The following is an 18785-nucleotide window of genomic DNA, read 5'->3' as shown; positions in this document are numbered from 1 at the left end:
ATTCAGTCTAACGGTTCTGGCGTCGATACAATTTTACACATCGAGTGGCCAAACTATAGAACTCAAACGTATTCCCGTCTAGATAGTACTATTGGTTTAGCCAAATTGGCAATTCCGTTTGCACGTATTCTTGAGTGACTTCATGTCCCAATTCACGGGCTAGATGAGGCAGAGTATCGAGCTGTGCTACAAACCTTGGCAAAGCTCAGTTTGATCTTGTCGCGATTCTTTTCTTAGCGCAAACAGCCGACGTTGGTGCGATCTGCAGAATTCGGTAGTTTGGGCTCAAAGCTGACACCCGAAACCTCCCACAAAATCTCTACCCGTGTGGCGGCCCGAAAAATCCACAGATCGACGTGATCAGCCCATCGGACGACAGCCTGCCGAAATCCACACCCTCAACAATCACCGCACCTTCCGGCAGCGCAAGGTGCCAGGCAAAGTAGAAATTGTCATGATGCGTGCTGATCCCGCTGGTCAGCTCAATCCGCGCGCCGGGAAACTGCGCCTGCACGCTGCCGATATGCGCCGCCAGGGCATCGCGCCCCTGCACATCCGCGCCCGGGTCCTGATACTGCCCGTCCGGGTGCCAGCAGGCCGCCAGCAGCGCGGCCCGCTCGCCTGCATCCTCTGTGCACCAGGCCGCACTGTAGGTTTCGATCAGTTCTGTCACAGACACCGGCGCGCCCCCTTTTTCCGATATGGTCCTCCGGCCTCAGCATCACCCGCGACGTGGCGGGATGCCAGGCCAAAATGCGTGCCGGCGGCGGGCGCGGGCGCGCGGGTTAAGAGTATCTGCAGACAGCGTGCGCTGCGCACCGACGCGATACCGACGTTAAACCGACGCGATACCGACAGCCCACCGACACGCAATGCTTGCGGTTTATGCGTAATAATGATACGAAAGGTTTCATTAATCGTCACTTTTGTTCAGGCAAGTGCTTGATAACAGGGGCTGATTACCGCATTTTCCTCAATTTTTAATACCAGATTGCATCAGTCATAGGTCCAGTGTATGATGCGGAAATGGCGCTTCCCGTTGAAACCTTCTTTCTGCACCCGGATGCACAGGGCACCCTGCAGTCCCAGATCCAGCAGATGATCGCCCAGGGCATCCTGTCGGGGCGGTTTCAGCGCGGCGAAAAGCTGCCCTCGACGCGCAAGCTCGCCGGTCACCTGGGTGTCAGCCGGATCACCGTGACGATCGCCTATACCGAACTGCTGGCCAATGACTATCTGTCCTCGCGCGGGCGCTCGGGGTATTACGTGTCCGAAAATGCCCCCGTACCCCCCGCCTTTACGCCCAGCCAGACCGGCCCCGATGCCATCGACTGGAACCGCGCCATCGGCCAGCGGTTTTCGGGCGGGGACATGCCGCGCAAGCCGCCCAACTGGGCCAGCTACAAATATCCCTTTATCTACGGCCAGGCCGATCCGACGCTCTTTGACCACGCCAACTGGCGCATCTGTGCGCTCAAGGCGCTGGGGCAAAAGGATTTCACCGCGCTGACCACCGACTATTACGACCAGGACGATCCGCAGCTGATCGAGTTTATCGCGCGCCACACCCTGCCCCGGCGCGGCATCAACGCCCGGCCCGAGCAGATACTGATCACCCTGGGCGCGCAGAATGCGCTCTGGCTGACAACGCAGGTTCTGCTGACCCAGCGCCGCAAGGCCGCCCTGGAAGACCCCTGTTATCATGCGCTTAGGGACATTCTGTCGCAGTCGCGCTGCCACGTGGCGCCGGTCCGTGTGGACCCCCACGGCATGCCGCCCGATGCCATTCCGCCCGACACGGATGTGATCTTTACCACCCCCAGCCACCAGTGCCCGACCACCGGCACCATGCCCATGCACCGCCGCCACGATCTGCTGAAACGCGCGGCCGAAATGGACGCCGTGATCGTCGAGGATGACTACGAATTTGAGATGTCCTTTCTCAAAAGTCCCTCGCCCGCGCTCAAGAGCCTCGATACCGACGGGCGCGTGGTCTATGTCGGCAGCTTCTCCAAATCGCTCTTTCCCGGCCTGCGTCTGGGCTATCTTGTCGGCTCCGAGCCCTTCATCCGCGAGGCGCGCGCCCTGCGGGCCTCCGTGTTGCGTCACCCGCCCGGCCACGTACAGCGCACCGCGGCTTACTTTCTGTCCCTGGGGCATCATGACGCGCTGATCCGCCGGATGGGCAGCGCCCTGCACGAACGGCGCGAACATATGACCCGCGCCATCGCCCACGAGGGTCTGCAGATCGCCGGTCAGGGCACCAATGGCGGCTCGTCCTTCTGGATGCGCGCTCCGGACGGCACCGACACCCAGGAGCTGGCACGCAGGCTGCGCAACCGCTCTGTGCTCATCGAGCCCGGGCATTCGTTTTTCGCCGGGCCGGACCAGCCCGTTGAGTTTTATCGCCTCGCCTATTCCTCCATTCCCGCCCAGCGCATTCCCGAAGGGGTTTCCATTGTGGCCTCTGAAATTCAAAGCATGTCGGGTCTGGCGCTATCCCGATCCAAAACTGGCCCTAACACCGCCCGCGTCTAAGCACTACTGTCTGACCAAACCCAGAATCGCTAACCCAGCCCTCAGGAGCTACCGCCATGAAAATGACCACCGAAGAAGCCTTTGTAAAAACACTCCAGATGCATGGGATCGACAATGCATTCGGCATCATCGGCTCGGCCATGATGCCCATCTCCGACATCTTCCCGGATGCGGGCATCAAATTCTGGGACTGCGCGCATGAAACATCCGGCGGCATGATGGCCGACGGCTTCACACGCGCCACCGGCAAAATGTGCATGATGATCGCCCAGAACGGCCCCGGCATCACCAACTTTGTGACAGCCGTGAAAACAGCTTACTGGAACCACACACCGGTTCTGCTGGTCACACCACAGGCGGCCAACAAGACAATCGGCCAGGGCGGCTTCCAGGAAATGGAACAGATGAACCTCTTCGCTGACTGCGTTGCCTATCAGGAAGAAGTGCGTGACCCGTCGCGCATCGCGGAAACACTGAACCGTGTGATCATGCAGGCCAAACGCGCCTCTGCACCGGCACAGATCAACATCCCGCGTGACTTCTGGACCCAGGTGGTCGACATCGAACTGCCGGTCATCGTTGACTTTGAATTGCCACAGGGTGGCGACGCTGCCGTGGCCGAAGCTGCAAAAATGCTCAGCGAAGCGAAATTCCCCGTCATTCTGAACGGTGCCGGTGCGGTGCTGTCCAAAGGCGGCATCGAAGCCTCCCGCGTGCTGGCCGAGCGTCTCGATGCGCCGGTCTGCGTGGGCTACCAGCACAACGACGCCTTCCCCGGCAACCACCCGCTCTTTGCAGGTCCGCTGGGCTACAACGGCTCCAAGGCCGGCATGCAGCTGATCAGCCAGGCCGATGTGGTTCTGTGCCTCGGCACACGTCTGAACCCCTTCTCCACACTGCCGGGCTACGGCATCGACTACTGGCCGTCGGATGCGAAAATCATCCAGGTCGACCTGAACCCCGACCGCATCGGCCTGACCAAAAAAGTCACCGTCGGCATCGTGGGCGACGCGGCCAAAGTGGCTAAAGGCATCACAGCACAGCTGGCCGATGACGCAGGCGACACAAACCGTGCCGACCGCAAAAACACCATCGCGACAACCAAATCCGCATGGGCGCAGGAACTGACCTCCATGACCGAAGAGCAGGACGATCCCGGCACCGACTGGAACGTACGTGCCCGTGCGGCCAAGCCGGACTGGATGAGCCCCCGCATGGCATGGCGCGCCATTCAGGCCGCTCTGCCGGTCGAGGCGATCATCTCCTCGGACATCGGCAACAACTGCGCGATCGGTAACGCCTATCCGTCCTTCAACGAGAGCCGCAAGTATCTGGCCCCCGGCCTCTTTGGCCCCTGTGGGTACGGCCTGCCCTCCATCGTTGGTGCGAAAATCGGCAAGCCGGACGTACCGGTCGTTGGCTTCGCAGGCGACGGTGCTTTCGGCATCTCGGTCAACGAGCTGACAGCCATCGGCCGCGGCGACTGGCCCGCGATCACACAGATCGTTTTCCGCAACTACCAGTGGGGCGCTGAAAAGCGTAACTCGACACTCTGGTTCGACGACAACTTCGTCGGCACCGAGCTGGACGAGGAAGTCTCCTACGCCGGTATCGCGAATGCCTGTGGCCTCAAAGGTGTTGTGGCCCGCACAATGGACGAGCTGACAGCGGCCCTGGATCAGGCGATCAAGGACCAGATGGAGAACGGCGTGACCACGCTGATCGAAGCCATGATCAACCAGGAACTGGGTGACCCCTTCCGTCGCGACGCGATGAAAAAGCCGGTTGCCGTTGCGGGCATCAGCAAAGACGACATGCGTCAGCAGACAGTCTGAGGGTGCATCGCAGCCTCTGCATAAACAAAGGGATAAGGCCATGAGCGTACTGCGCGATCTTACAAAACGCGCGAGCGCCCGGCCTGCCCATATCGTGATGAGCGAAGGCCACGATCCCCGGATCGTGGCCGGCGCCATTGCCGCCGTCCAGGCCGGCACCGCCCGCATCACGCTGGTGGGCCCCGCGGACGATGTCGCCGCACAGCTTGTGGCCGCCGGCACCCCCAATAATCCCGCAATCCAGATCCAGGACCCGGAAACATCCGCGCTGTCCGCTGAATTTGCCACCGCCTTTTTTGAGCTGCGCAGGCACAAGGGTGTCACACCCGAGATTGCCGAGACCCAGGTTCGCAACCCGCTGGTCTTTGCCGCTATGATGGTCCGCCAGGGCCACGCCGATGGCACCGTCGGCGGCGCTGTTGCAACCACATCCGACACCGTGCGCGCGGCGCTTCAGGTGATCGGCAAAGCTCCCGATGCCCCGCTCGTTTCCAGTTTTTTCCTGATGGCCCTGCCGGACAATCACCCCTCTGGCCGGGACGCGATGATCTTTGGCGACTGTGGTCTGGTGATCGACCCCACGGCCCAGGAACTTGCCGCCATCACCGTTGCCTCCTGCGCCTCCTGCCAGCAGTTGCTGGGCACAGAGCCGGTAGCAGCGCTGCTGTCCTTTTCCACCATGGGATCGGCAAAGCACGCGAAAGTCACCAAAGTGACCGACGCCGTGACCCTGCTCAAAGAAAACCACCCCGATCTCAAGGCCGACGGCGAGCTGCAGTTTGATGCGGCCTTCGTGCCCGAAGTGGCCGCCTCCAAAGCCAAAGGCTCCGCTGTGGCAGGCCAGGCCAATGTGATGATTTTTCCCAACCTTGATGCGGGCAATATCGGCTATAAGATCGCACAGCGCATCGGCGGGGCCGAGGCCATCGGCCCGGTGCTGCAGGGGCTGGCCAAACCCGCCAACGACCTCAGCCGGGGCTGCAACGCTGCCGACGTGACCAATATGATCGCCGTGACTGTCCTTCAGGTCGCGCGCTAACCGAAGGGATTTTTCCATGAACCAGCCAGTCCTTGATCTGAGCCCGAAAGTCTCTGATGAGGTGCGCAAGACCACCTGTTATATGTGCGCCTGCCGCTGCGGCATCAACGTGCACATGAAGGACGGCCCCGATGGCAAAAAACAGGTCGCCTATATCGAGGGCAACAAGGACCACCCGGTAAACCAGGGCGTGCTCTGCGCCAAAGGCTCGGCAGGGATCATGCAGGTCAACGCACCCTCGCGTCTGCGCAAACCTCTCAAACGCGTGGGCCCGCGCGGCTCCGGCGAGTTCGAGGAGATCGAATGGGACGAAGCGCTGAAGCTCGCCACTGAATGGCTCGAGCCGGTGCGCCGCGACAATCCCGAAAAACTGGCCTTCTTCACAGGCCGTGATCAGTCACAGTCCTTTACGTCCTTCTGGGCGCAGAATTTCGGCACCTGCAACTACGCCGCCCACGGCGGCTTCTGTTCCGTGAACATGGCGGCGGCGGGCATCTACACCATGGGCGGTGCCTTCTGGGAGTTTGGCCAGCCCGACTGGGACCACACCAAACTCTTCATGCTCTTCGGCGTGGCCGAGGATCACGACAGCAACCCGATCAAAATGGGGATTGGCAAGATCAAGAAACGCGGCGCGCGCGTCATTGGCGTCAACCCCATCCGCACCGGCTATAACGCCGTGGCCGATGACTGGGTCGGCATCACCCCCGGCACCGACGGACTCTTTATCCTGGCGATGATCCACTGCCTGATGAAGGCGGGTAAAATGGATCTGAACTATCTGGCGCAATATACCAACGCGCCGGTGCTGGTGATCAATAACCCTGGCGCTGCCGATCATGGCCTGCTGATGCGTGACGGGAATGGCAAAGAGCTGGTGATCGACCGCGCCACCGGCAAGCTCACGCCCTTTGACCAGCCGGGTGTAAAACCCGACCTTGCCGCCACATACGAAAAAGACGGCCAGACGCACCGCCCCGTGTTCCACCAGATGGCGGATATGTATCTCGATGACCAGTACGCGCCGGAAAACGTGGCCGACCGCTGCGGCATCCCCGCCGACCGCATCCGCGCCATCGCCGCCGAACTGGCCCGCGTCGCCTTCGAGGAAAGCTTTGAGCTGGACCACGCCTGGACAGACTTTCGCGGCGAAAAGCACGACAAAATGATCGGCCGCCCGGTCTCTTTCCACTCCATGCGCGGCATCTCGGCCCACGCCAACGGGTTCCAGACCTGCCGTGCGCTGCACACGCTGCAGATCATCCTCGGCACCGTCGAGGTGCCCGGCGGCTTCCGCTTTAAACCGCCCTACCCCAAACCGGCCACGGCGCACCCGAAACCGCACTGCAAGGTGACACCCGACACACCTCTCGACGGCCCGCACCTGGGCTTTGTGCACGGCCCCGAGGATCTGGCCCTGAAAGACGACGGCTCGCCTGCGCGTATCGACAAGGCCTTTACCTGGGAAAACCCCATGTCCAGCCACGGGCTGATGCATATGGTGATCTCGAACGCCTACGCAGGCGATCCTTACAAGATCGACGTGCTGTTCATGTATATGGCCAACATGTCCTGGAACTCGTCCATGAACACCCGCGGCGTGATCGACATGCTGACGGACAAGGACGAGAACGGCGAATATGTTATCCCGAAACTGATCTACTCGGATGCCTACAGCTCCGAAATGGTCGCCTATTCCGATCTCGTGCTGCCCGACACCACCTACCTGGAACGCCACGACTGTATCTCCCTGCTGGATCGTCCGATCTGCGAGGCCGATGCCGCCGCTGATGCGATCCGCTGGCCGGTGATCGAACCTGACCGAGATGTCAAAGGGTTCCAGTCCATGCTCTGCGAGCTGGGCGCGATGCTGAAACTTCCCGGCTTCACCAACGAAGACGGCAGCCAGAAATACGCCGATTACGGCGACTATATCGTCAACCACGAACGCAAGCCGGGCATTGGCCCGCTGGCGGGCTTCCGGGGCGAAAACGGTGATCAGGCCGGCCGGGGTGCGGTGAACCCCAACCAGCTCGACCGCTACATCGAAAACGGCGGCTTCTTTGTCGAACATATCCCGGCAGGGGCCAACTACTACAAACCCTGGAATGCCGCCTACCAGGACTGGGCCGTGGGCATGGGGCTTTACGACAGCCCGCAACCCTATCTCTTTTCGCTCTATTCCGAGCCGATGCGCAAATTCCAGCTGGCCGCCGAAGGCCACGGCGATCGTCAGCCTCCAGAACATCTGCGCACCCGCATCAAAGAGAAAATGTCCCCCCTGCCGATCTGGTACTCTTCCGAGGAGGAAAACCAGGTCGCCGACTTCCCCGTCACAGCCCTCACCCAGCGCCCGATGGCGATGTATCACTCCTGGGGGTCACAAAACGCCTGGCTGAGGCAGTTGCACGGTCACAACCCGCTCTATCTGCCCACAAAGCTGATGCGCGAAAACGGCCTCGCAGACGGCGACTGGGCAAAGGTCACCTCACCCCACGGCGAGATCACCGTGCCGGTGCTGGAAATGGCCGCCCTCAACAAAAACACCGTCTGGACCTGGAACGCCATCGGCAAACGCAAAGGTGCCTGGGCGCTCGAGGAAAATGCGCCCGAAGCCACCCGCGGCTTTCTGCTCAATCACCTGATCCATGAGTTGCTGCCGCCCAAAGGCGACGGGCTGCGCTGGGCCAACTCCGACCCGATCACCGGCCAGGCCGCCTGGTTCGACCTCAAGGTGCGGATCGAAAAAGCCCCTGCCCCCGACGAATCCAAACCCGGCTTTGACGCCATTAAATCCCCCGTCGGCAAAGGTCCCAAAGACCTGAAATGGAAGGTGGGCAAATGACACACTCCGCCTTTCACCCTTCCCGAAATACTCCGGGGTCCGGGGCAGCGCCCCGGGTTCGGGAAACATCTGCGACGGCAGCGCCCGGGGAAAATTCCCCTAACAGGGCCCTGCACCACCGCGCGCCGCGCACCGACGTAATACCGACGTTAAACCGACGTGATACCGACGCCGCACTGACGGCCAGAAAAGAGGGCCCGAAATGACCACTCTGCCAGCACAGACCGACAAGAAACTGGGCCTCGTGATCGACCTCGACACCTGCGTCGGATGCCACGCCTGCGTGATCTCCTGCAAAGGCTGGAACACCGAAAACTACGGCGCGCCACTCTCCGATCAGAACGCCTACGGCGCGGATAACTCCGGCACTTTCCTCAACCGCGTACACTCCTTCGAGGTCCAGCCCCAAGCCCCGGACGCCGCCGCCCAGCTCATCCACTTTCCCAAGTCCTGCCTGCACTGCGAGGACGCGCCCTGCGTGACCGTCTGCCCCACAGGGGCCAGCTACAAACGGGTCGAAGACGGCATCGTACTGGTGAACGAGAGCGACTGTATCGGCTGTGGTCTCTGCGCCTGGGCCTGTCCTTACGGCGCGCGCGAACTCGACCAGGCCGAGGATGTCATGAAGAAATGCACCCTCTGCGTCGACCGGATCTATAACGAGAACCTGCCCGAAGAAGACCGCCAGCCCGCCTGTGTGCGCACCTGCCCCGCCGGTGCGCGTCACTTTGGCGATCTGGGCGATCCGGACAGTGACGTCAGCCAGCTTGTCGCAGAGCGCGGCGGCATGGACCTGATGCCCGAACAGGGCACAAAGCCGGTGAACAAATACCTGCCCCCACGACCCAAAGACGCTATGCCCGAGTTTGACGTTCTGGCCCCCTTCCTGGAACCTGTCGCCCAGGAGCCCAAAGGCTTCCTCGGATGGCTCGACAAAACGCTGGAGAAACTCTGATGCATCCTGCTCCTTCCGTTATTTTCTTCACTGTTTTCAGCGGCCTGGGCTTTGGCCTGCTGACCTGGCTGGGCCTTGGATACCCTGCAGTCACCGGCTGGACGGCCTTTGCCTTTTTCGCCATTGCCTATGCGATGGCGGTAGGCGGGCTGCTGTCGTCGACCTTCCACCTGGGCCGGCCCGAGCGGGCGATAAAAGCCTTTACGCAATGGCGCTCCAGCTGGCTCAGCCGCGAGGCCTGGTGCGCCGTTGGTGCGCTGGTGGCCATGGGTCTCTACGGCGCGGGCCTCGTCTTTCTGGGCGAGCGCTACAGCCTGCTGGGCCTCATCGGTGCGGCCCTGTCCATGGCCACGGTCTTCACCACCTCGATGATCTACACCCAGCTGAAAACCATCCCGCGCTGGAACATGCCCGTCACGCCGGTCAAGTTCCTGTCGCTCTCGCTTGCCGGTGGCGCGCTGCTCTCGGGCCAGGTCACGGCGGCGCTTGTGCTTCTGGTGATCGCCGGTGCCGTGCAGCTTCTGACCTGGAGCATGGGCGACAAGGCGCTGGCCGCCTCCGGCACCGATATGGCTTCGGCCACCGGTCTGGGCGGCATCGGCAAGGTCCGCGCGTTCGAGCCCCCGCACACCGGCACCAACTATCTGCTGCGCGAATTTGTGCACCAGATCGGCCGCAAACACAGCCAGAAGCTGCGGATCATTTCGCTGGTGCTGATGGTGGCTCTGCCGGTGATCCTGCTGGCCCTGCCCTTCTCACATTTCCTGGCCCTGCTCGCGGTGGTCAGCCACGTGGCCGGTGTCCTCACCGCCCGCTGGCTCTTCTTTGCAGAAGCCGAACATGTGGTCGGGCTCTACTACGGCAAGCGCTGACGCGGCATCCGCCGTTCCACAAGGCGCGCGATGATCGAGGCACCGACGGGCAGGATTTCCTCGCCCAGAACAAACCCGGGATTGTGCAGCGGCAGCGTGCCGCTGTGCCCCAGACTGCAATAAGCGCCCGGGACCACACGCAGCATATCCGCAAAATCCTCGGACCCTGTGGTCGGCGCATCATTGCGCGAAACGTTGTCCGCTCCAACAACATCGGCTGCCGCTTCAGCGTAAGCCTCTGACAGGTCGTGGTCGTTCATCAACACGTCAAAGACGTTGCGCAGGTCCAGATCAATCTGCACGCCGTGGGCCAGGGCAAACCCATCGCAGATTGCCTGCATGCGGTCAGCCGCCAGCGTATAAATCTCGTCCCGGAAATACCGGATCGTACCTGCGAGAGAGGCTGTGCCCGGCACGATATTATAGGCCGTGCCCGCGTGCAGCTGTGTCACTGACAGAACGCAGGTGTCCTGGGGCGGGATGCTGCGCGCCAGAACGGTGTTCAGCTCAGTGGCCAGGCTCGCCGCCACCATCAGCGCATCGCGGGATTCGTCCGGATGGGCCGCGTGGCTGCCGGTGCCCTGCACGTCGATATCGAAAAATGCAGCGCCCGCCAGTGCCGCGCCTTTGCAGATCCCGAATTTTCCCGGCACACCCGTGGGGTAATTGTGCAGCCCGTAAACTTCGTCACAGGGGAAACGCTCGAAAAGCCCGTCCGCAATCATGCCCCGCGCACCGCCCAGACCTTCTTCGGCGGGCTGGAAAATCAGCACCGCAGTGCCCTCAAAATCGCGGGTCGCCGCCAGATGTTTTGCCGCCCCCAGCAGCATTGTGGTATGCCCGTCATGGCCGCAGGCGTGCATCACCCCCTGGTTTTCTGAGGCCCAGGGCAGGTTCGTTGCCTCGACAATCGGCAGCGCGTCCATATCCGCCCGCAGGCCGACACGCCGGTTGCCCTGCCCCTGCCCATGGATCAGCGCCACAACGCCGGTGCCCGCGATGCCGGTATGCACTTCATCCACACCGTAGCGTTCCAGCGTTTCCGCGACGATCCCAGCGGTCCGGGTTTCCTCGAAACCAATCTCGGGATGGGCGTGCAGATCGCGGTAGAGCGCCGTCAGCGCATCCGTTTCGTTTTCGATTTCGGGCAGAATATTCAAAGCACATCTCCAGTATACGGGCACTGCGGCCCACAATTGGAGATCGCCGTCCCCGGGTCAACGCCCCGGAGACGGAAGGGGTGAAAAACCCCGCCGGTGCTGGCTCAGTTCATCAGGCCCGCGTGGCGCAGACCATTGTCCACCAGGACGCGCGTCTCGTCCGACAGACCGGTCAGCGGCAGGCGTACCTCGTCCGAGCACAGATCAAGGCGTGACATGGCGTATTTCACACCCACAAGGCCCGGCTCGGTAAAGATGGCCTTGTGCAGCGGCATCAGACGGTCCTGTATCTGCAGAGCGGTTGCGTAATCGCCCGCAAGGCAGGCGGCCTGCATCTGGCTGAGCATCTTCGGCGCGACATTCGCGGTGACAGAGATGCAGCCCGTGCCGCCCTGGGCGTTGAACCCATGCGCCGTGGCGTCTTCACCCGACAGCTGGATGAAATCCGGCCCGCAGGTCATGCGCTGGTCGCAGACGCGCGCCAGATCGCCCGTGGCGTCCTTGACGCCGACGATCCGGGGCAGTTCCGCCAGCCGGCCCATGGTTTCCGGGCTCATATCCACAACCGACCGGCCGGGGATATTATAGATAATGATCGGCAGTTCGGCACAGTCATGCAGTGCTGTGAAATGCGCAATCAGACCGGACTGGGTGGGTTTGTTGTAATAGGGCGTCACGACCAGGGCCGCATCCGCGCCAACCGATTCGGCATGCCGCACAAGGCGAATGGCCTCTGTGGTGTTATTGGACCCTGCACCTGCAATCACCGGCACACGCCCTGCGGCGGCTTTGACGACCTCCTCGACAACCACCTCGTGTTCACGGTGGGTCAGGGTCGGGCTTTCACCGGTTGTGCCAACGGGCACCAGGCCATTGCTGCCTTCACCGATGTGCCATTCTACGAGTTTCTTGAGTGTATCCAGATCCAGCTCGCCGTTCCGAAACGGCGTGACGAGGGCAGGCATTGAGCCTTTGAACATATTCACGCTCCTTTTAATTGTGGCCGGCAAAAGGCCTGGGTTTTACCACTCTTTAAGCATGATCGTGATTTGATCGTGGGTCAGAGAGGTTTATGTTCAAAGCCTCTAGCCCTCAAACGTCGGGAAATGCAAGTGATCAGGCGCCAGCTGACGATTCTGACTTTGGTTCTGTTGACCGCCCTGCCCGCCTGGGCGGAACGGCCACGGCCTCTGAGCCTCGCCTTTGACGCTCTGCGCAGCGGCGACTGGAATGCAGCCGCGCGTGTGGCTGCCAAAGATGGGGACGTGGCCGCCGACATCGTCGAATGGGCCCGCCTGCGCGACGGCAGGGGAACACCAGGCGAGGTCACCCGGTTTCTGACCCGCAGGCCTGACTGGCCGGGAGAACGTTATCTGCGCCGCCAGTCCGAAGAAGCGATCGCCCGCGCGGACAAAGCCACAGTGCTTGCCTTTTTTGCCGGAACACCCCCGCAGACACCGCGCGGCGTGCTGGCCTGGGCGGATGCCCATGGCGATGCAGCCAACTCCGGCGAGGCGCGGGCTCTTATTGTGAATGCCTGGCGCAATTTTCCGATGACAGCCGAAGAGCAGGCCGCGTTTCAGTCCCGCTATGGCGGCTATCTGCGCGGCCATCATGACGCCCGTCTCGACACAATGCTGTGGAAAGCTGCATATGGAAACGCGCGGCGCATGTTCCCGCTGGCCTCTGCGGGTGCTGTTGCCTCGGCAAAGGCGCGGATCGCGCTGCGCGAAGGCGACAAGGGTGTTGATACGCTGATCGAGGCCATTCCTTCAGAATTCGCAAACAACGGTGGTCTGCAATACGATCGCTTTGTCTGGCGCCTGCGCAAGGGCCGTTATGAGGCCGCCAAGGACCTGCTGGAAGCGTCATCGTCCAGCGCAAAAGCTCTCGGGCGTCCGTCGGAGTGGTCCAACAGACGCCGGTCCATGGCACGGGACGAAATGCGCAACGGCGACCCCCGGCGGGCCTATGCGCTTGCATCGCGGCATTTCCTGGCGGCGGGATCCGACTACGCCGATCTGGAATGGCTGGCGGGCTATATTGCGCTGCGCAAACTGGGCGATCCTGAAACGGCGCTGAAGCATTTCAGCAATCACGAAGCGGCCGTCCGCTCCCCGATCTCAAAGGGGCGTGCCGGATACTGGCGCGGACGCGCACTGACCGGCATGGGCGATGTGGCAGCGGCAGATCAGGCCTTTCTTGAAGCTGCGCAGTACCAGACATCTTTTTATGGGTTGCTGGCCGCAGAGCAGGCGGGCCTGGGCTTTGACATGGAGCTTGCGGGTGAAACAGCGACCGGCGACTGGCGCAGTTCTGATCTGGTTGGAAACGATGTTTTTCAGGCCGGTCTGCTGCTGCTCGCCGCGGGTGAGCTGAACCTGGCAGAGCGTTTCTGGACACATCTGACAGAAAGCCTTGGACGCAATGACGCAGGACTGCTGGCACAGGCGGCACTGGAACTTGAAGAGCCCCACCTGGCCGTGATGATCGGCAAACGCGCGGCACGCCAGGCCATTGTGATCCCAGGCGGATACTACCCGCTGCATCCCGTGGCCGGACAGACCCTGCCTATGGCCCCTGAAATGACCCTGGCCATCGCCCGCCGAGAGAGTGAATTTGACCCGTCGGTACAAAGCGGTGCGGGCGCGCGCGGCCTGATGCAGATCATGCCCGCCACCGGGCGCGAGGTCGCCCGCAGGCTGGGGCGCCAGAGCGGCCATTCCACCGCGCGGCTGATCACCGATCCGGCCTATAACGCCGAGCTGGGTGCCACCTATCTGTCGGTCATGGCAGGGCGCTTCCGGGGGAATGTTGTGATGATGTCAGCCGCCTACAATGCCGGGCCCAGCCGGCCCGACAAATGGATGCAGGTCTACGGTGATCCGCGCCGGGGAGCTGTGGATATCGTCGACTGGATCGAGCACATCCCCTTCCGCGAAACCCGGAACTATGTGATGCGCGTCACGGAAAGCCTGCCGGTGTACCGGGCCATGCTGGGCAAGGACCCGTTGCCTGTGCCCTTTACTGATGAACTCACCGGCTCAACCCTTCTGGCGTTCGCGCCACAGGGTGAATAGGCCCGCACAGACGATCACTGCTGCCCCCAGAGCCACATTCGGGCGTACGGTCTCGTCGAAAACCAGCAGCCCGATGGCTGCGGCAAACACCAGCTGAAAGTAGGCAAAGGGCTGAATGGCACTTGCTTCGGCCAGCTCATAGCAGCGGATCAGCAGCCAGTGTCCGGAGGCTCCGGTCACACAGAGCACGGCCATCCACCCCCAGTCGCTTTGCGTCATCGGCTCCCAGTACCAGATGCCCAGAACCGTCATGGTGATCGCCCCGACGGTTCCCGTCCAGAAAAAGCTGGTCGCCGTCGTGTCCTGCCGCGAGACAAAACGGGTGAGCAGCGCATAAAGCGCAAACATCATAGCGGAAATCAACGGTACAATTGCCGCCGGATCAAAGACACCATAGCCCGGCTGCAGGATGATCATAACCCCGGCAAACCCTGCCGCAATCGCCGCCCAGCGACGCCAGCCCACACGCTCGCCCAGAATGGGCCCGGACAGGGCTGCCACCACCAGCGGATAACAGGCAAAAACCGCATGGCTTTCCACCAGTCCCAGCAGCGTAAAGGCCGCGACCATGACACAGACCTCGGTGGCCAGCAGAAACCCGCGGAACGCCTGCAGCACCGGTTGACGGGTCGCTGCAGCCGCGCGCACGCCTCCGGCACGGCGGGCCGCAACCGCGATCACAAAGGCCGCAAAGAACCAGTAGCGGATCATGACCACCATCAGCACATTGTAGGTATCGGCCAGATGCCGCGAGATGCCGTCCTGCAGGGCAAAGACAAAAGTGGTCAGCAGCATAAGCAGCACTGCCAGGCGCAGGTTGCTGGTCTGTGTCACGGGCGCAGCACGCCCCAGCTCATATGTCGCTTGCGTCCGAACCCGGGGCTGCGGGTCACGTCAAACCCGCCCTCCGCCAGTGCCCGGCGCACAAATCCTGCGGCCGTGTAGGTGGCAAAGGTACCGCCCTGATCCGTATGCGCAGCAACCTCGCCCATCAGATCCGCTGACCAGAGCTCAGGATTGCGCGCAGGCGAGAACCCGTCGAGAAACCAGGCGTCCGCGCGCCCGGTCCAGGCGGGCAGAGTGGCGCGCGCATCGCCAATGATAACCTCCAGATGCACGCCGGGCGGCACCTCGGCACGGCATCCGCTTGTCTGCCACTGCGCGGTCAGACATCCGGACACCTGCGCCAGCTCGGGAAAAGCGGCCAGGGCACGGGTCATCTCATCGCGGCTCATCGGATAGGCCTCAAAGGATGTGAAAAAGAGCGGCCCGGGCGCACCGGCTTCCTGCCACGCCAGCAGAGCCGTCAGAAAATTCAGCCCGGTGCCAAAGCCAAGCTCGGCAATGTGAAACCCTGGCTGGAAACGCGCCGGAAGATCATTGCCCGCCAGAAAAACGTGGCGCGTCTCAGCCAGGCCATTCTCCAGGCTGAAATACGGATCATCAAAACGCACAGACACCGGCACATCGCCGGTTTTCCATGTCAGATCAGCCATCTGGTTCTGCACAGCTCAGCCCTGTAGGATGTCAGAAATCATGCGCGACACTGGGACAGAAGGCAGTTTTTGGCAATGGTCGAAATAACGGTTCGCGGGGCGGGCATTCTGGGGCTCAGCATTGCCTGGGTCTGTGTCCTGCGGGGCGCGCAGGTGCGGGTCATTGACCCGAACGGGCCTGCCGCCGGCAGCAGCGGGGGCGTTGTTGGAGCCCTCGCGCCGCATGTACCGGAAAACTGGAACCCCAAAAAGGCTTTTCAGCTGCGCAGCCTGCTGGCAGCGGAGGAATTCTGGTCCGGGGTCGCAGAGGCAGGCGGGCAGGCGCCGGGGTACCGGCGCAGCGGCAGGCTGCAAACCGTGGCCGATGAACACGCGCTGGCCCTTGCGCAGAGCCGCAGCCGGTCGGCGCAAACACTCTGGGGCCAGCATGCCAGATGGATCGTGGAACCGGCACCCGACACTCCATGGTCGCCCCACAGCCCGACAGGTCAGGTCATCCGCGATACGCTGAGCGCTCTTGTGCATCCCCGGCAGGCCTGTATGGCGCTGGTCAGCGCGCTTGCCGCACGGGGCGTGATGACACAAACCGATGGCCCGGACGCGGGCCAGGTCGTCTGGGCCACCGGCGTGCAGGGGCTGGACGCGCTGAGCCGCGAACACCACAGGCCCGTCGGCAACGGTGTCAAAGGTCAGGCCGCCGTGCTGGATTACGATGCCGCAGGGGCGCCACAGCTCTTTGTGGACGGGGTACACATCATTCCGCATCTGGATGGCACAGTGGCCATTGGATCGACGTCCGAACGGGAGTTTGCAGACCCGTACACGACCGATGAACAGCTCGATGCGGTTATTGCAAAGGCCCGGGCCGCCGTACCGGCCCTCGTGGACGCACCGGTTCTGGCCCGCTGGGCCGGTGTCCGCCCCAGAGCCCGCAGCCGCGCGCCGATGCTGGGCCCCTGGCCGGGACGGCCCGGCCATTTCATTGCCAACGGTGGTTTCAAGATCGGGTTTGGCATGGCACCCGCGATCGCCCATGTGATGGCAGATCTGATGCTGGAAGGGACGGACAACATCCCGGAGGGTTTTGAGGTTACCGCCTCATTCTGAGACCGTTGCGAACTCTGCCCGCATGCACAGACGCCCGTCCGCGGCACGCACCCACAGATCCTGCTTTTTTCTGCACAGGGTCGCCACCTCATGGTGCATCAGCGGCGCGGTTGCGCGGAAAGAAAACCGCCGCAACCCATCCGCACTGTCGCTTGCAAAAAGCATCAGCAACTGTGCCAGAAGCGGCCCGTGCACCACAAGGCCGTCATACCCTTCGGTCCCGCGTGCATAGTCTTCGTCGTAGTGAATCCGGTGCCCGTTGAATGTCAGCGCCGAATACCGGAAGAGCCGTGTGGTGGAAAAGCGCACCTCTTTCGCGGCGTCCTCATCGCGCGGCGCTTTGGGCGCAACGGGTCCGGGCGCATCGGGCGTGGCCGCCGCGCGGTAGATCAGATCCTGCCGTTCCGTCACGCACAGCGCGCCCTGTTGCCGGATTTCATGGCGCAGCGTGACCAGCGCCAGCGGTCCACTGCGCCCGTCTTTGTGCGTCACGCTTTCACAGACAGACGTTTTTGTGGCCATCAGACCCGCCCGCAGCGGCGCATCAAACGACAGACGCCCGCCTGCCCACATGCGGCGCGGCAGCCCGGTATCAGGGATCAGCCCACCGGTTTTCGGATGCCCGTCGCCCCCCAGCTTTTGCGCGGGCTGCGCATCCCAGAAGTAGATCTGATGAAAAAACGGGGGCAACGGCTCGGACACAGCAATCTGGCGGTCAATGCCCAGCGTCACCAGCAGGGCATTTGCCCGCGCCGGATCCATCAGGTCACTTTGACTTGTCCCGTCCTGCGTTGCATCCTGCATGCACCGGACCTCCCCGGCAGAACAGGTGCCATGAGCCAGAGCGAAATTCAATGCCGGGTGCGGACCCTCGACCACCTGGTTCTAACCGTCACCAGCATACCCGATGCCGTCCGTTTTTATACGCAGGTCCTGGGCATGCGCGGCAAACAGTTCGAGGCCGCCGACGGGTCACGCAGATGGGCGCTGCTTTTCGGGCAACACAAAATCAACCTGCATCAGAAGGGCCGTGAGTTTGAACCAAAGGCAGCGCACGCCCACCCAGGCACGGCTGATCTGTGTTTTCTGACAGATGCTCCGCTTGATGACTGGATCGCCCATCTCGGGGTTCACCAGGTCAGCGTCATGGAGGGGCCGGTCAGACGCTCAGGCGCGACCGGACCCATCTCCTCGCTCTACATCCGCGATCCGGACAATAACCTGATCGAAATCTCCGTGCCTGCAGACTAGCGCGCGATCTCATCCGCCAGGGACTTCATCAGCGCTGTCAGGTCGCGGATGTACATCTCGCTGGTCAGTCTGCCATCGTTGTCGAACTGATCAGAACACCGGGCCAGGTGGATCTCCGGCCCCTGCAAAATCCGTGGACGGAAGGGCACCATAAAACCGCGCAGCACCATCTGCGCGCGTTCACCACCAGCCCGCCCTGCCGCCGCGGACATGACTGCCACGGGTTTTCCGGCCCAGGGGCTGCCCTGTGTCCGGCTGATCCAGTCGAGCGCGTTTTTGAGCGCGCCGGAGGGCCCTTTGTTATACTCCGGTGTCGAAATGATCACCCCATCCGCAGCTGCGATCTGATCCGACACCTTTTGCACCGCTGCGGGCACGCCCGTTGCTGCTTCCTCATCCCCGTCAAAGAGCGGAAAGCGGATATCTGCAGTTTCATACTTGCATGGGCCGAAAAGCCGCGCGGCTTCGACCAGCAGTTTTGTATTTGTGGAGCCGCTGCGCAGCGATCCGGAAAGTCCCAGCAGGTTTATCTCGGCCATTTCACTCACCCGTTATTTCTGTTGCGGGTAAGTGTGGGGCGGGGCCGCTCAAAGACAAGAGGCCACGC

The 18785-nt window shown here is 62.3% G+C and carries 16 protein-coding genes; 9 read left to right on the top strand and 7 right to left on the bottom strand.

The annotated features are described in order from the left end of the window. Nucleotides 1–319: 319 nt before the first annotated feature. The gene (locus tag Q1A34_RS10185; RefSeq protein WP_300033497.1) at nucleotides 320–673 is read right to left on the bottom strand and encodes a nuclear transport factor 2 family protein; all 354 of its coding nucleotides are present in this window, start codon (nucleotides 671–673) and stop codon (nucleotides 320–322) included. 353 nt (nucleotides 674–1026) lie between these two features. On the opposite strand from Q1A34_RS10185, the gene Q1A34_RS10180 reads away from it, so the two are divergent. From Q1A34_RS10180 to Q1A34_RS10155, 6 genes are all read left to right on the top strand, one after another. Continuing rightward, entirely contained in the window at nucleotides 1027–2538 is a 1512-nt protein-coding gene (locus tag Q1A34_RS10180) for a PLP-dependent aminotransferase family protein (protein WP_300033496.1), read from the top strand. A 56-nt stretch (nucleotides 2539–2594) separates the two neighbouring features. Continuing rightward, the gene (gene xsc, locus Q1A34_RS10175) at nucleotides 2595–4373 is read left to right on the top strand and encodes a sulfoacetaldehyde acetyltransferase (protein WP_300033495.1); all 1779 of its coding nucleotides are present in this window, start codon (nucleotides 2595–2597) and stop codon (nucleotides 4371–4373) included. 40 nt (nucleotides 4374–4413) lie between these two features. Continuing rightward, entirely contained in the window at nucleotides 4414–5412 is a 999-nt protein-coding gene (gene pta / locus Q1A34_RS10170; protein WP_300033494.1) for a phosphate acetyltransferase, read from the top strand. Nucleotides 5413–5428: 16 nt separating this feature from the next. Then, a complete protein-coding gene (locus Q1A34_RS10165; protein ID WP_300033493.1) occupies nucleotides 5429–8257 on the top strand; it encodes a molybdopterin oxidoreductase family protein in 2829 nt (942 codons plus the stop codon). Nucleotides 8258–8459: 202 nt separating this feature from the next. Next, nucleotides 8460–9212 carry a 4Fe-4S dicluster domain-containing protein gene (locus Q1A34_RS10160; protein ID WP_300033492.1) on the top strand — a complete coding sequence of 251 codons (753 nt, stop codon included), beginning with the start codon at nucleotides 8460–8462 and terminating at the stop codon, nucleotides 9210–9212. After that, on the top strand, nucleotides 9212–10084 hold the full coding sequence (locus Q1A34_RS10155; RefSeq protein ID WP_300033491.1) for a DmsC/YnfH family molybdoenzyme membrane anchor subunit: 873 nt from the start codon (nucleotides 9212–9214) through the stop codon (nucleotides 10082–10084). Before Q1A34_RS10160 ends, Q1A34_RS10155 begins: the two co-directional genes overlap by 1 nt. Here the strand turns inward: Q1A34_RS10155 and Q1A34_RS10150 are convergent. Continuing rightward, the gene (locus Q1A34_RS10150) at nucleotides 10069–11244 is read right to left on the bottom strand and encodes a M20 aminoacylase family protein (protein ID WP_300033490.1); all 1176 of its coding nucleotides are present in this window, start codon (nucleotides 11242–11244) and stop codon (nucleotides 10069–10071) included. The two genes, Q1A34_RS10155 and Q1A34_RS10150, sit on opposite strands and share 16 nt — an antisense overlap. 104 nt (nucleotides 11245–11348) lie before the next feature. Beyond that, nucleotides 11349–12224, bottom strand: a complete 876-nt coding sequence (dapA, locus tag Q1A34_RS10145; RefSeq protein ID WP_300033489.1) for a 4-hydroxy-tetrahydrodipicolinate synthase — start codon at nucleotides 12222–12224, stop codon at nucleotides 11349–11351. A 126-nt stretch (nucleotides 12225–12350) separates the two neighbouring features. Between dapA and Q1A34_RS10140 the strand changes: the two genes are divergently transcribed. Then, nucleotides 12351–14324, top strand: coding sequence for a lytic transglycosylase domain-containing protein (locus tag Q1A34_RS10140; protein WP_300033488.1), 1974 nt, complete (start codon nucleotides 12351–12353; stop codon nucleotides 14322–14324). Here Q1A34_RS10140 and Q1A34_RS10135 read toward each other — a convergent pair. Then, nucleotides 14289–15158, bottom strand: a complete 870-nt coding sequence (locus Q1A34_RS10135) for a DMT family transporter (RefSeq protein ID WP_300033487.1) — start codon at nucleotides 15156–15158, stop codon at nucleotides 14289–14291. The two genes, Q1A34_RS10140 and Q1A34_RS10135, sit on opposite strands and share 36 nt — an antisense overlap. After that, nucleotides 15155–15820, bottom strand: coding sequence for a tRNA (5-methylaminomethyl-2-thiouridine)(34)-methyltransferase MnmD (gene mnmD / locus Q1A34_RS10130; RefSeq protein WP_300033486.1), 666 nt, complete (start codon nucleotides 15818–15820; stop codon nucleotides 15155–15157). Before mnmD ends, Q1A34_RS10135 begins: the two co-directional genes overlap by 4 nt. 75 nt (nucleotides 15821–15895) lie before the next feature. Between mnmD and Q1A34_RS10125 the strand changes: the two genes are divergently transcribed. After that, nucleotides 15896–16927: an FAD-dependent oxidoreductase gene (locus tag Q1A34_RS10125; RefSeq protein ID WP_300033485.1), complete on the top strand. Its 1032-nt coding sequence runs from the start codon at nucleotides 15896–15898 to the stop codon at nucleotides 16925–16927. Here Q1A34_RS10125 and Q1A34_RS10120 read toward each other — a convergent pair. Next, nucleotides 16919–17731 carry an acyl dehydratase gene (locus Q1A34_RS10120; protein ID WP_300033484.1) on the bottom strand — a complete coding sequence of 271 codons (813 nt, stop codon included), beginning with the start codon at nucleotides 17729–17731 and terminating at the stop codon, nucleotides 16919–16921. The two genes, Q1A34_RS10125 and Q1A34_RS10120, sit on opposite strands and share 9 nt — an antisense overlap. Before the next feature lie 30 nt (nucleotides 17732–17761). On the opposite strand from Q1A34_RS10120, the gene Q1A34_RS10115 reads away from it, so the two are divergent. Continuing rightward, complete coding sequence (locus tag Q1A34_RS10115) at nucleotides 17762–18178, top strand: VOC family protein (protein ID WP_300033483.1); 417 nt, start codon at nucleotides 17762–17764, stop codon at nucleotides 18176–18178. Here the strand turns inward: Q1A34_RS10115 and Q1A34_RS10110 are convergent. Then, complete coding sequence (locus Q1A34_RS10110; RefSeq protein ID WP_300033482.1) at nucleotides 18175–18717, bottom strand: NADPH-dependent FMN reductase; 543 nt, start codon at nucleotides 18715–18717, stop codon at nucleotides 18175–18177. The genes Q1A34_RS10115 and Q1A34_RS10110 overlap by 4 nt on opposite strands. Nucleotides 18718–18785: the final 68 nt, after the last annotated feature.

Source organism: uncultured Roseobacter sp. (genome assembly GCF_947491795.1).
Lineage (GTDB): Bacteria > Pseudomonadota > Alphaproteobacteria > Rhodobacterales > Rhodobacteraceae > Roseobacter.
This window is presented reverse-complemented; position numbering and strand designations above follow the sequence as displayed.

What these genes read in the sequence shown, in the direction of transcription:
- Q1A34_RS10180 (WP_300033496.1), top strand. Translation starts at nt 1,027, where the DNA reads ATGGCGCTTCCCGTTGAAACCTTCTTTCTGCACCCGGATGCACAGGGC.
- dapA (WP_300033489.1), bottom strand. Translation starts at nt 12,224, where the DNA reads ATGTTCAAAGGCTCAATGCCTGCCCTCGTCACGCCGTTTCGGAACGGC.
- xsc (WP_300033495.1), top strand. Translation starts at nt 2,595, where the DNA reads ATGAAAATGACCACCGAAGAAGCCTTTGTAAAAACACTCCAGATGCAT.
- pta (WP_300033494.1), top strand. Translation starts at nt 4,414, where the DNA reads ATGAGCGTACTGCGCGATCTTACAAAACGCGCGAGCGCCCGGCCTGCC.
- Q1A34_RS10125 (WP_300033485.1), top strand. Translation starts at nt 15,896, where the DNA reads ATGGTCGAAATAACGGTTCGCGGGGCGGGCATTCTGGGGCTCAGCATT.
- Q1A34_RS10165 (WP_300033493.1), top strand. Translation starts at nt 5,429, where the DNA reads ATGAACCAGCCAGTCCTTGATCTGAGCCCGAAAGTCTCTGATGAGGTG.
- Q1A34_RS10110 (WP_300033482.1), bottom strand. Translation starts at nt 18,717, where the DNA reads ATGGCCGAGATAAACCTGCTGGGACTTTCCGGATCGCTGCGCAGCGGC.
- Q1A34_RS10140 (WP_300033488.1), top strand. Translation starts at nt 12,351, where the DNA reads ATGCAAGTGATCAGGCGCCAGCTGACGATTCTGACTTTGGTTCTGTTG.
- Q1A34_RS10115 (WP_300033483.1), top strand. Translation starts at nt 17,762, where the DNA reads ATGAGCCAGAGCGAAATTCAATGCCGGGTGCGGACCCTCGACCACCTG.
- Q1A34_RS10160 (WP_300033492.1), top strand. Translation starts at nt 8,460, where the DNA reads ATGACCACTCTGCCAGCACAGACCGACAAGAAACTGGGCCTCGTGATC.
- Q1A34_RS10155 (WP_300033491.1), top strand. Translation starts at nt 9,212, where the DNA reads ATGCATCCTGCTCCTTCCGTTATTTTCTTCACTGTTTTCAGCGGCCTG.
- Q1A34_RS10120 (WP_300033484.1), bottom strand. Translation starts at nt 17,731, where the DNA reads ATGCAGGATGCAACGCAGGACGGGACAAGTCAAAGTGACCTGATGGAT.
- mnmD (WP_300033486.1), bottom strand. Translation starts at nt 15,820, where the DNA reads ATGGCTGATCTGACATGGAAAACCGGCGATGTGCCGGTGTCTGTGCGT.